The sequence below is a fragment of the Ichthyobacterium seriolicida genome, from assembly GCF_002369955.1.
Classification (GTDB): Bacteria; Bacteroidota; Bacteroidia; order Flavobacteriales; family Ichthyobacteriaceae; genus Ichthyobacterium; species Ichthyobacterium seriolicida.
This window is the reverse complement of sequence record NZ_AP014564.1, coordinates 13872-26957: the sequence shown is the minus strand read 5'-3', so window position 1 is coordinate 26957 and position 13086 is coordinate 13872. Positions and strand designations below refer to the sequence as shown.

The following is a 13086-nucleotide window of genomic DNA, read 5'->3' as shown; positions in this document are numbered from 1 at the left end:
TCATTATAAATTATGAAAACAAATATTTTATTTAAAAACACATTATCACTACTAACTCTTGGGGTGGTGGTTTTCTCATGTACTAAACCAACTGAAGGCCCTAAAACAAAGGAAGAATCTGAGGCAGGGGTAAGTGAAAAATCACTTGTTAGCATTAAAAGTTTTGTATTTACAAAGGCTGGAAATAGCACAGGAACCCCTGCTAGTACTGCTACTCCCTCTGAGGCTTATGCAGCTCTTTTTATAAAAAAGACTCCTGCTCTTGCGTATACTGATAAATCATATGAAAAATTTGAAGCAAGAATAGAAGCAGATGGTGTTATTAAAGTGCTTGTGCCATTTGATAAGACTTTAAATATAAGTGCTCCTGTAACACTAAAGGCTACTATTACTTTTAATGGGAAAATTGGACCAAATATTTATTTAGGTGATAGTACAACTCCACTTGATTCTACCATTACTTCCTTTGATTATGATATTACAACTGAATTAATTCACAGTAAGCTGATAAAATCTGAAGGAATTAGTCATAGTTTTAAACTCAGCAGAAAAGAAAAAGACTCTAACCCTATTGAAAAAGTATGTAAAGTCGTCTTCGTTCATGATAAACCATCAAAGGATTGTACTATAGGACCAGATGATTTTAAATTTACAGTTAATACGAGTAACATTAATACAGTTACTAACCTTACTCCAGTAGGATCAGGAAGCCCTACTGCTCCTACAGCTAACAGCACAATAAAAGCTCATTATGTTGCTAGTACTGATGCTAAATATGGTTTAGAGGCTGGTAAACCAGCTGAATTTCAACTTAGAAAGAGTGAAAGTAGTAAGCCTGCTGGCGAACTTAAGCAAGGTGGAGTTGATGCTAGTGCTTATTTCAAAGCAGATGCCTTAAAACTTCCCGATGGCGCTTATATTGAGGTTTCTACTGACACTAATGCTTGTCCTGGCAGTAGCACTCCTGCTACATGTGCCAATGTCAATCCAATTACTGGAGTTAGAACTGGCGGAACTGCTAGCGCCACTACTACAACAGATCTTAAAGGACATTCTACATCTGGAAATAAAATCGAATACAAATTTACAGTAGTAGCTCAAGATGGAACAAGTAAGAAATATTACAAATTAACTATTAATGCGGATGCTGCTCCTGCTGGATAGAATTCAAAATCACAATTAATTATTTAGGCTATTGCCCTTTTATTATTAATCATCAAAATTATGAAAATTAATTTTTTATTTAAAAACGCTTTGTCATTATTAAGTCTTGCTTTAGTGATTTTTTCGTGTACTAAACCAACTGAAGGGCCTAAGACAGAAGAAGATGCTAAAGGAGATATACAGAAAGCAATTGCAAATATTAAAAGTATAGCTTTTACAAAGGATAAAAATAGTGCGACAGGAAACACTTCTGCTACTGAGGCTTATGCAGCTCTTTTTATAAAAAAGACTCCAGCTCTTGCGTATACTGATAAATCATATGATAAATTTGAAGCAAGAATAGAAGCAGACGGTGTTATTAAAGTGTTTGTGCCATTTGATAAAACATTAAACATAACTGCTGCGACACTAAAGGCTACCATTACTTTTAATGGGAAAATAGGACCCAATATCTATTTAGGTGATAGTACAACTCCACTTGATTCTAATGCTGCTTCTTTTGATCATGATATTACCACTGAATTAATTCACAGTAAGTTAATAAAGGCTGAAGGAATTAGCCACAGTTTTAAACTCAGTAGAAAAGAAAAGGATTCTAACCCTATTGAAAAAGTATTTAAAATTGTTTTTGTCCATGATAAACCATCAGCTGATTGTACTATAGGACCAGATGATTTCAAATTTACAGTTAATGCGAGTAACATTAATACAGTTACTAACCTTACTCCGGTGGGAACAGGAGCTGTTACTCCTACATCTAACAGCACAATAAAAGCTCATTATGTTGCTCCTACTGCTAACGTTACCGATTATGGTTCAAGTACAAACCCAATTGAATTTCAGCTTAGAAAGAGTGAAAGTAGTAAGCCTGCTGGCGAACTTAAGGAAGGTGGAGTTGGCAATACCGATTATTTCAAAGCAGATGCTTTAATTCTTCCAGATGGAGCGTTTATTGAGGTCAGCACTACTGCTGGGGATGATATTAATCCAATCACTGGAATGAAAAAAACTGGAGCTACTACTACGGCTAATCAGACAGACCTTAAAGGAGGAGCAAACACAAGTACAGCTCAGGGTTATACATTCAGAGTTGTAGCTCAAGATGGGGAGACTAAGAAATATTATAAATTAACAATTAATGCGGATGCTCCTACTGCTGCTCCTACTGGATAGAATTCAAAATCACAATTAATTATTTAGGCTGTTGCCCTTTTATTATTAATCATTATAATATTATGAAGTCAAAAATCTTACTATTTTATTTATTTGTTTTTCAAATTATATCATTTACTTCTTGTACAAAAGGAGTAGAAAATGGTTCGGATATTGATTCTTTACTTTCTTTCAGTTTAAACTTTGAGCCCTTCAAGAATGAAGGATTAAGCCAAGAAGATATAAATATTAGTATTGATTCTGCGGATTCTACTAAGGTATCTGTTGTTTTAGCTTATAAAAAAAGAGGATTAATAACCAAGTTAGTTCCTACAGTACAATTTATAGGAAAAAAAATAACACCATCCCCTGATACAATTACAGATTTTTCTAAACCTGTAGATTTTACAATTACTCCTGAAAAAGGGGAAGCTAAAACTTATACCGTAACGGTATCTTTATCAGAACCAAGCTCTGAAAATAAAATATTGTCTTTCAAATTTGAGGCTGCTAAGAATACTGGTCTAAGTGAAGATATCCTTGGAGTTATCAATCCTGTCGATTCTACTAAGATATCTGTTGTTTTACCTGCTGATAAAGAAAGTTTAATATCAAGTTTAATTCCTACAATAGAGTTTGTAGGAGAAACAATAGATCCGCTTTCTCTAGTAGCACAAAACTTTACAACCCCAGTAAATTATGTAGTTACTCCTGAAAAAGGAGAAGCTAAAACTTATACCGTAACGGTATCTATACCACAACTAGAATTAGAGATTAGCTCTGTAAAGTTTGAGAAAAGTAAGAATCTAAATGGAGATGATATTTCGGAGTTTTATGAAAAGCTATTTATCACAAAAACTCCTGCTAGAGCTAAAGGAAAAGATATTGCTGAAGGTGATGCCACTAACGGTTATCCAGCTGAGTTTATGTTTACAATTCAAACTACAGATATAGTTGAAAATAATATTTATGTAAAACTTCCTTATAACTCGCAGTTAAAGCCTTTAACGTCAGAAGCTACTGTTACAGCTACTCTTGGGTTTAAATCTGATGTTGACGGTGTTTCCTTAGTTTTAGGAGATTCTGAGAATTCTAATACTTCTATTACAGGCAATACTACAGATATCACTTTTAAAGTAGCTACAACAGATCTTACAAAGGATAAATTAGAGTCTGCTACTCCTTTTAAACTGGCTTTTAAATTCTCCAAAGAAGGATTTGCTAATAAGGTATATACTATGCATTTTAAGTTTTCAGAAACTAGATCTGATCTAGGTACTATAGGACCAGATGATTTTAAATTTACAGTTGCTGCTACTGGCAGTATTAACACTGTTACTAACTTTACTCCAACTGGATCAGGAAGCCCTGTTGCTCCTTTGGCTGATACAATAGTAAAGGCTCATTATGTTACTAGTGCTGATGCTAACCCTGGCACGAGTACTAACCCAATTGAATTTCAGCTTAGGAAGAGTCCTTCGGACACCAGTAATCCTCCTGGAGAGCTTAAGACTGATGGGGTTGGAGCTGCTGATTATTTTAAAGCAGATGCTTTAAAACTTCCTGATGGGGCTTATATTGTATTAGAAAATGATGATGATGTTAATCCAATTACTGGAAATAGCAGCTCAGGTACTGATGGTCAGCAACTTAAAGGAGCTTCTGGTCAAGCAAAAGTCGAATATAAATTCACAGTAGTAGCTCAAGATGGAATAAGTAAGAAGTACTATAAATTAACTATTAATGCGGATGCGCCTACCGCTTCTGCTTCTGCTCCTGCTCCTGGTTCTACTGCTTCTACTGCTTCTGCTGCTCCTGTCGTTCCTGTTGCTCCTGCTACTCCTGCTCCTACCACTTCTACTTCTACTACTCCTTCTCGTGATGCTCCTGCTTCTACTGATCTTGCTGCTGCTGATCCTGATGGTTCTGCTGCTCCTCCTGCTATCAGTACTACTTCTGATCCTACTGCTGCTGCTACTGGTTCTGCTGGTACTTCTACTCCTACTGGTCTTGCTCCTGCTCCTGCCTCTCCTCCTGTTTCTACTGGATAGAATTCAAAATCACAATTAATTATTTAGGCTGTTGCTCTTTTATTATTAATCATTATAAATTATGAAAACAAATATTTTATTTAAACACACATTATCACTACTAACTCTTGGGTTGGTGGTTTTCTCATGTACTAGACCAACTGAAGGCCCTAAAACAAAGGAAGAATATGAGGCAGGGGCAAGTGAAAAATCATTTGTTAGCATTAAAAGTTTTGTGTTTACAAAGGCTGCAAATAGCACAGGAACCCCTGCTAGTGCTGCTACTCCCTCTGAGGCTTATAAAGCTCTTTTTATTAAAAGGACCCCAGCTCTTCCATATACCGATGATATATATAATAAATTTGAAGCAAGAATAGAATCAGATGGTATTATTAAGGTACTTGTCCCATTTGATAAGACTTTAAATATAAGTGCTCCTGTAACACTAAAGGCTATCATTACTCTTAGTGGAAAACTTGGACCAAATATCTATTTAGGTGATGAAAAAACTCCACTTGATTCTACCGTTACCTCCTTTGATTATGATATTACAACCGAATTAATTCACAGTAAGTTAATAAAGGCTGAAGGAATTAGTCACAGTTTTAAACTCAGCAGAAAAGAAAAAGGTTCTAACCCTATTGAAAAAGTATGTAAAGTTGTCTTCGTCCATGATAAACCATCAGCTGATTGTACTATAGGACAAGATGATTTCAAATTTATAGTTGCTGAGAGTGGAATTAATGCAATCGGTAATTTTAGAACTATTAATAGCACAGCTAGAGCAGCTAACTCAATAGTTAGAGCTCATTATGCTGCTGCTAATACTGCTAGCAGTGGTAGTGGTCCTAATGATGGTTCGGAAGCTAAACCATTTGAATTTCAGCTTAGAATAAAGAAAAGCACTGCTACTACTCCAGGTCCAGCTACTGATGCTACAGATGGTGAGCTTGAGCAAGGAGCAGATGCTAGTAAATATTTCAAAGCAGATGCATTAAAACTTCCAGATGGGGCTTTTATTGAGGTTGGTGATACCGCTTGTACTACTCCCAATGGAGGTGGAGGTGCTGCTACTGTTTGTTGTGATGTTAACCCAATTACTGGATTGAAAAAAACTGGTGGTGCTACTGGAGCTATAACAGATCTTAAAGGAACTTCTGGTCAAGCAAAAGTAGAATATAAATTCACAGTGGTAGCTCAGGATGGGAAGACTAAAAAACACTATAAGTTAACAATTAATGCGGAGGCTCCTACTGCTCCTGCTAGTAATTAGTATTATTCAAAATCACAATTAATTATTTAGGCTGTTGCCCTTTTATTATTAATCATTATAATATTATGAAGTCAAAAATTTTACTGTTTTATTTATTTGTTTTTCAAATTATATCATTTACTTCTTGTACAAAAGGAGTAGAAAATGGTTCGGATATTGATTCTTTACTTTCTTTCAGTTTAAACTTTGAGCCCTTCAAGAATGAAGGTTTAGATAAAGAAGACATAAATATTAGTATTGATTCTGCGGATTCTACTAAGATATCTGTTGTTTTAGCTTATAAAAAAAGAGAATTAATAACCAAGTTAGTTCCTACAATACAATTTATAGGAAAAAAAATAACTCCATCCCCTGATACAATTACAGATTTTTCTAAGCCTGTAGCTTTTACAATTACTCCTGAAAAAGGAGAAGCTAAAACTTATATCGTAACGGTATCTGTATCAGAACCAAGCTCAGAGAATAAAATATTGTCTTTCAAATTTGAGGCCGCTAAGAATACCAGTCTGAGTGAAGATATAAAAGGAGTTATTAATCCTGCGGATTCTACTAAGATATCTGTTGTTTTACCTGTTGATAAAGAAAGTTTAATATCAAGTTTAATTCCTACAATAGAGTTTGTAGGAGAAACAATAGATCCACTTTCTCTAGCAGCACAAAACTTTACAAACCCCGTAAATTATGTAGTTACTCCTGAAAAAGGAGAAGCAAAAACCTATACCGTAACGGTTTCTATACCACAACTAGAATTAGAGATCAGCTCTGTAGAGTTTGAGAAGAGTAATAATCTAACTGATGATAATATCTCTGAGTTTTACGAAAAACTCTTTATTGCTAAAACTCCTCCTAGAGCTAAAGGAAAAGATGTTGCTGTAGATGCTAGTTCTAACGGTTATCCAGCTGAGTTTACAATTCAAACTGCAGATATAGTTGAAAATGATGTTTACGTAAAACTTCCTTATAACTCACAGCATCAGCCTTTAACGGCAGACGCTACTGTTATAGTTACTCTTGGGTTTAAAACTGCTGTCGATGGGGTTTCCTCAGTTTTAGGAGATTCTGATACTTCTAAGACTGCTATTACAGGCAATACTGCAGATATTTCTTTTCAAATAAGTAAAGATGTTTTCACCAAAGAAAACTTATCAGTGCCTGCTACTACTGTTCCAACTCCTATCAAACAAGTTATTAAATTCTCTAAAGAGGGATTTGCTGATAAGGTATATACTATGCATTTTAAGTTTTTAGATCTTAAATCTACGGAGTGCACTATAGGACAAAATGATTTTAAATTTACAGTTAATGCCACTGGCAGTATTAACACTGTTACTAACCTTACTCCAGTGGGAACAGGAGCTGTTACTCCTACAGCTAACAGCACAATAAAAGCTCATTATGTTACTCCTTCTAGTGAAGAAGGTAAGGGTACAGAGGATAAGCCATTTGAATTTCAACTTAGAAAGAGTCCTTCTGACACCAGTAACCCTGCTGGTGAACTTAAGAGTAGTGGGGTTGATGCTAGTGCTTATTTCAAAGCAGATGCCTTAATTCTTCCTGATGGGGCTTATATTGAGGTTTCTACTGAGACTACTGCTTGCGGCAGTAATGATTGTAACAACGTCAATCCAATTACTGGAATTAAGACTGGTGGATCTGCTAACAGTAGCACTACAGATCTTAAAGGCCCTTCTACATCTGGACAAAAAATCGAATATAAATTCATAGTAGTAGCTCAAGATGGAACAAGTAAGAAATATTACAAATTAACTATTAATGCAGATGCGCCTCCTGCTGCTCCTGCTGGATAGAATTCAAAATCACAATTATAGGCTGTTGTTCTTTTATTATTAATCATTATAAATTATGAAAACAAATATTTTATTTAAAAATACATTATCACTACTAACTCTTGGGTTGGTGGTTTTCTCATGTACTAAACCAACTGAAGGGCCTAAGACAGAAGAAGATACTAAAGCAGATATACAGAAAGCAATTGCAAATATTAAAACTATAGCTTTTACAAAGGATAAAAATAGCGCGACAGGAAACACTTCTGCTACTGAGGCTTATGCAGCTCTATTTATCAAAAAAACTCCTGCTCTTGCGTATACTGATAAATCATATGATAAATTTGAGGCAAGAATAGAATCAAATGGTGTTATTAAAGTGTTTGTGCCATTTGATAAAACATTAAATATAACTGCTGCGACACTAAAGGCTACCATTACTTTTAATGGGAAAATTGGACCAAATATTTATTTAGGTGATAGTACAACTTCACTTGATTCTACCATTACTTCCTTTGATTATGATATTACAACTGAATTAATTCACAGTAAGCTGATAAAACCTGAAGGAATTAGCCACAGTTTTAAACTCAGCAGAAAAGAAAAAGACTCTAACCCTATTGAAAAAGTATGTAAAGTTGTCTTCGTTCATGATAAACCATCAAAGGATTGTACTATAGGACCAAATGATTTTAAGTTTACAGTTAATACCAGTAACATTAATACAGTTACTAACCTTACTCCAGTAGGATCAGGAAGCCCTACTGCTCCTACAGCTAACAGCACAATAAAAGCTCATTATGTTGCTAGTGTTGATACTGACTATGGTACAGAGGATAAGCCATTTGAATTTCAGCTTAGGAAGAGTGCTTCTGGCACCAGTAATCTTCCTGGAGAGCTTAAGACTGATGGAGTTGATGCTAGTGCTTATTTCAAAGCAGATGCCTTAAAACTTCCCGATGGGGCTTATATTGAGGTTTCTACTGAGACTACTGCTTGCGGCAGTAATGATTGTAACAACGTCAATCCAATTACTGGAATTAAGACTGGTGGATCTGCTAACAGTAGCACTACAGATCTTAAAGGCCCTTCTACATCTGGACAAAAAATCGAATATAAATTCATAGTAGTAGCTCAAGATGGAACAAGTAAGAAATATTACAAATTAACTATTAATGCAGATGCGCCTCCTGCTGCTCCTGCTGGATAGAATTCAAAATCACAATTATAGGCTGTTGTTCTTTTATTATTAATCATTATAAATTATGAAAACAAATATTTTATTTAAAAATACATTATCACTACTAACTCTTGGGTTGGTGGTTTTCTCATGTGCTAAACCAACTGAAGGGCCTAAGACAGAAGAAGATGCTAAAGCAGATATACAGAAAGCAATTGCAAATATTAAAAGTATAGCTTTTACAAAGTATAAAAATAGCGTGACAGGAAACACTTCTGCTACTGAGACTTATGCAGCTCTATTTATCAAAAAGACTCCTGCTCTTGCGTATACTGATAAATCATATGATAAGTTTGAAGCAAGAATAGAAGCAGATGGTGTTATTAAAGTGCTTGTACCATTTGATAAAACCTTAGATATAAGTACTGCTGCGACACTAAAGGCTACTATTACTTTTAATGGGAAAATTGGACCAAATATTTATTTAGGTGATAGTACAACTCCACTTGATTCTACCATTACTTCCTTTGATTATGATATTACAACTGAATTAATTCACAGTAAGCTGATAAAACCTGAAGGAATTAGCCACAGTTTTAAACTCAGTAGAAAAGAAAAAGACTCTAACCCTATTGAAAAAGTATTTAAAATTGTTTTTGTTCATGATAAACCATCAAAGGATTGTACTATAGGACCAGATGATTTTAAATTTACAGTTGCTGATACTGGAATTAATACTATTACCAACCTTACTCCAGTGGGAACAGGAGCTGTTACTCCTACATCTAACAGCACAATAAAAGCTCATTATGTTGCTCCTACTGAAAGTGATAAAAAAGACGGTACAGAGGCTAAACCATTTGAATTTCAACTTAGAAAGAGTACAAGTGGAAAAACTCCTGGAGAGCTTAAGGAAAATGGAGTTGTAGATACTGATTATTTCAAAGCAGATGCATTAAAACTTCCAAATGGTGCTTTTATTGAAGTTGATGCTACCACTACTGCTTGCAGCGGTACTGATTGCAATAATGTCAATCCAATTACTGGAATTAAAAGTGGCGGCACTGCTAGCACTACTACAACAGACCTTAAAGGAGCTTCTAGTAACGCAAAAATCGAATACAAATTCACTGTAGTAGCTCAAGATGGTGTTACTAAAAAACACTATAAGTTAACAATTAATGCTGAAGCTCCTGTGTCTTAATTTAGAATAATTCAGAAACTTATTTAGAATCAAAAGGGGTTTTTTAGCCTCTTTTTTTGTTTAGTTTTTTAGATAATAATCTGAGTTTGATTTATTGCAGCTATGATTGCATTTTCAATGGATTTATTTTCAAGGTATTTAAGTATGGTTATTAAGCGATTTAATAATCTAATCCACCTAAAAATAATATGATTTAAAGTTGCATTTTAGTGTAAGTCTTTACTAAATTTGTGTTTTTTAGAGCTAAAAAAGTAGAGTTTGAATAGGTTGTGATTTAAATAGTCTTTTTTTTAAGATTATTTTAATTACATTCGGGCTGTATTTTTGAAATTAACCTAAGTGAGCATTATAAATAATAGAATTAATCTGAGTGTCCAATGGCAAGAAAAAAGCAAGAGTCTTTAGAAAAAGTATTGTGGCTAACCGCTAATAGGTTAAAGAAAAATGTAGATGCAGCAGAGTATAAACACGTAGTATTAGGATTGGTATTTCTGCGTTATATATCATATGCATTTGACAATTTACATTCAAAATTAAAAGAAGGTAAAGGCGAATACGAAGGTGCAGATCCAGAGGATAAAGATGAGTATAAAGGGGAAAATATATTTTTTGTTCCCCAAAAAGCGCGTTGGAGTTTTATTCAAGACAATGCTAAAAACGTGGAGATAGGTAAGCTGATTGACTCGGCTATGGAAGATATTGAAAGAGAGAATTCAAGACTTAAAGGCGTATTACCTAAGGTATACGTAAAAGAAAACTTGGACACTTCAAGCTTGGGAATATTGATAGATATGATAGGCAATATAGACTTAGGTGATGCTACAGGTAGTAATTCAGACGTCTTGAGTTATGTGTTCAAATATTTATTGGGAGAGTTCGCATTGGCAGAGGGGAAAAAAGGCGGTCAGTTTTATACTCCTTCTAGTGTGGTGGAATTGTTAGTTCAAATGTTGGAGCCGTATAAAGGTCGTATTATGGATCCTTGCTGTGGTAGTGGTGGAATGTTTGTACAAAGTGAAAAATTTGTATTACAAAACCGAGGTAAGTTAAGTGATATCTCTGTCTATGGCCAAGAGAGCAATCAGACGACTTGGCGTTTAGCAAAAATGAACTTAGCCATTCGTGGTATAGATAGTTCTCAAGTCAAGTGGAATAATGAAGGTTCATTTTTAAGAGATGAACACAAAGATATAAAAGCAGATTATATTGTCGCTAACCCACCTTTTAATGACGATGATTGGAGCGATAGTTCGCTCAATAAAGATTGTAGATGGCAATATGGTGTTCCTCCTGCATCTAATGCTAATTACGCTTGGATACAACATTTTTTACATCACTTGTCACCATCTGGTCAAGCTGGCTTTGTATTATCTAAAAGTTCATTGACCACAAAAGCTTCAGGTGAAGATGACATTCGTAGAAATTTGGTAGAGGCAGGATTAGTAGATTGTATTGTAAATCTGCCTACAAAACTATTTTTGAACACTCAAATACCAGCTTGTATGTGGTTTATATCTCGTGATCGAGAAAATAATGGCAAGTTTAGAAATAGAAAAGATGAGATTTTATTTATAGACGCTCGCTATTTAGGAAACTTGATCAGCCGTAGGAATAGACAATTGAGTCGAGATGATATATCCTTAATATCAGACACCTATCACAACTGGCGTAATATAGATGGGAATTATTTAGATATCCCTGGTTTTTGCAAATCTGAAAACATAGAACGAGTAAAGGAGCTAGACTGTGTACTAATGCCAGGATGTTATGTGGGTTTAGCAAATAATGAAGAAAAAGAATTCGATTTTTCTGAACGTTTTATGAGTCTGAAAACCATATTGGAGATGCAGCTAAAAGACGAAGATAAGATTAACAAATCTATAATAACTAATCTTTCTAAGATTGATATGAATACTTAGCAATTTGAATGATGATGTATAATTTAGGAGAGGAGAATCTACAAAAAATCTACTTTATAAAAGGTGTGATACTGTGATCAATAATAGTGATAATAAGAGATGGGATAAAACAAAATTATCTCAAATAATACATATTGTTGGGGGAGGCACTCCAAAGACAGAGGTAAAAGATTATTGGAATGGCAACATACATTGGATTTCTATAAGAGATTTGAAACCTGGACGTAAATACATAGATATAACAGAAAAATGTATTACAGAGAGAGGATTAAACGAGAGTTCTGCTAAGATGTTGGAAAAAGGCGATATTGTTATTTCGGCTCGTGGTACAGTTGGATCTTTAGGTGTATTGAGTATACCTATGTCTTTTAATCAGTCTTGTTACGGTATAAAAGCTGACCCATTATTTTCGACTAATGATTATGTGTTTTATCTATTAAAACATAAACTGTCAGATTTATTACAAGTGTCTTATGGAGGTATATTCGACACTATAACCAGAAATACATTTGAAGGAATCTCAGTTGATCTCCCTCCGCTTAAAGAACAAAAAGCCATAGCAAATGTTTTAAATAGTTTGGATGATAAGATAGATTTATTACACAGGCAAAACACAACTTTAGAGGATTTATCAAAAGTATTATTTAGAAAGTTATTTACAGATACGCCTAACGATAGTTGGGGATTAGTCAAAATCAAGGACGTTCTAAAAATAGAGATAGGGGGGACCCCTGACACTTCTAATGAAGATTATTGGAATGGTAATATTCCTTGGATTAACTCAGGTGAGGTAAATAATTTTAGGATAACAAATGGGATTAAATTTATCACAGAATTAGGTTTGAAACAATCCAGCACTAAGTTGTTTCCCAAAGGAACTACTGTTATTGCCATAACAGGTGCTACTTTAGGTAAAGTCAGTCTATTAGAAATAGATACTTGTACAAATCAGTCTGTTGTGGGAATTATTCCAAATGAACAATATTCAAAAGAATTTATTTTTTTGTGGATAAACCATATAATAGGAAAAATTATTTCTAGCCAAACAGGCGTAGCTCAGTCACATATAAATAAAAGTGATATTGGACAAAACTACATAATCGTGCCCGATAAAGACTATTTAGAAAGGGGTATGAAATCTATATCAATCATGTTTGATAAAATCACAAATAATGTTTTTCAGATACAGGCATTGGAAAGGCTTAGAGATTTGCTCTTGCCAAAACTGATAAATGGAGAGGTGAGAGTAAAATTTTAAAAATCAAATTTAACTAATAGAGAAATAATTTATCACATGGGGATAAACTCAGAATTGTTGAATTAATAGTGGTTTAACATTATAATTCTCAAAAAAGGAGAATTTGAAAATATTTCTTG

Annotated in this window: 9 protein-coding genes; all 9 read left to right on the top strand. The window is 34.3% G+C overall.

Features of this window, described 5'->3' with window-relative positions:
- The first annotated feature begins 12 nt into the window (after positions 1–12).
- The 9 genes from JBKA6_RS00100 to JBKA6_RS00060 all read left to right on the top strand — a co-directional run bounded on the left by JBKA6_RS00100 (position 13) and on the right by JBKA6_RS00060 (position 12967).
- A complete protein-coding gene (locus JBKA6_RS00100; RefSeq protein WP_096684573.1) occupies positions 13–1164 on the top strand; it encodes a hypothetical protein in 1152 nt (383 codons plus the stop codon).
- A gap of 60 nt (positions 1165–1224) precedes the next feature.
- A complete protein-coding gene (locus JBKA6_RS00095; RefSeq protein WP_096684571.1) occupies positions 1225–2337 on the top strand; it encodes a hypothetical protein in 1113 nt (370 codons plus the stop codon).
- Between the two features lie 62 nt (positions 2338–2399).
- Positions 2400–4367: a hypothetical protein gene (locus JBKA6_RS07390; RefSeq protein ID WP_157776837.1), complete on the top strand. Its 1968-nt coding sequence runs from the start codon at positions 2400–2402 to the stop codon at positions 4365–4367.
- Between the two features lie 61 nt (positions 4368–4428).
- Complete coding sequence (locus JBKA6_RS00085; RefSeq protein ID WP_096684569.1) at positions 4429–5619, top strand: hypothetical protein; 1191 nt, start codon at positions 4429–4431, stop codon at positions 5617–5619.
- Positions 5620–5684: 65 nt separating this feature from the next.
- Entirely contained in the window at positions 5685–7427 is a 1743-nt protein-coding gene (locus JBKA6_RS00080) for a DUF5018 domain-containing protein (RefSeq protein WP_096684567.1), read from the top strand.
- A 55-nt stretch (positions 7428–7482) separates the two neighbouring features.
- Positions 7483–8616, top strand: a complete 1134-nt coding sequence (locus JBKA6_RS00075) for a hypothetical protein (protein WP_096684565.1) — start codon at positions 7483–7485, stop codon at positions 8614–8616.
- A 55-nt stretch (positions 8617–8671) separates the two neighbouring features.
- Complete coding sequence (locus JBKA6_RS00070; protein ID WP_096684563.1) at positions 8672–9790, top strand: hypothetical protein; 1119 nt, start codon at positions 8672–8674, stop codon at positions 9788–9790.
- A 377-nt stretch (positions 9791–10167) separates the two neighbouring features.
- Positions 10168–11709 carry a type I restriction-modification system subunit M gene (locus tag JBKA6_RS00065; RefSeq protein WP_096684561.1) on the top strand — a complete coding sequence of 514 codons (1542 nt, stop codon included), beginning with the start codon at positions 10168–10170 and terminating at the stop codon, positions 11707–11709.
- A gap of 73 nt (positions 11710–11782) precedes the next feature.
- Complete coding sequence (locus JBKA6_RS00060) at positions 11783–12967, top strand: restriction endonuclease subunit S (protein ID WP_096684559.1); 1185 nt, start codon at positions 11783–11785, stop codon at positions 12965–12967.
- Positions 12968–13086: the final 119 nt, after the last annotated feature.

What these genes read in the sequence shown, in the direction of transcription:
- JBKA6_RS00080 (WP_096684567.1), top strand. Translation starts at nt 5,685, where the DNA reads ATGAAGTCAAAAATTTTACTGTTTTATTTATTTGTTTTTCAAATTATA.
- JBKA6_RS00065 (WP_096684561.1), top strand. Translation starts at nt 10,168, where the DNA reads ATGGCAAGAAAAAAGCAAGAGTCTTTAGAAAAAGTATTGTGGCTAACC.
- JBKA6_RS00095 (WP_096684571.1), top strand. Translation starts at nt 1,225, where the DNA reads ATGAAAATTAATTTTTTATTTAAAAACGCTTTGTCATTATTAAGTCTT.
- JBKA6_RS00085 (WP_096684569.1), top strand. Translation starts at nt 4,429, where the DNA reads ATGAAAACAAATATTTTATTTAAACACACATTATCACTACTAACTCTT.
- JBKA6_RS00075 (WP_096684565.1), top strand. Translation starts at nt 7,483, where the DNA reads ATGAAAACAAATATTTTATTTAAAAATACATTATCACTACTAACTCTT.
- JBKA6_RS00070 (WP_096684563.1), top strand. Translation starts at nt 8,672, where the DNA reads ATGAAAACAAATATTTTATTTAAAAATACATTATCACTACTAACTCTT.
- JBKA6_RS07390 (WP_157776837.1), top strand. Translation starts at nt 2,400, where the DNA reads ATGAAGTCAAAAATCTTACTATTTTATTTATTTGTTTTTCAAATTATA.
- JBKA6_RS00100 (WP_096684573.1), top strand. Translation starts at nt 13, where the DNA reads ATGAAAACAAATATTTTATTTAAAAACACATTATCACTACTAACTCTT.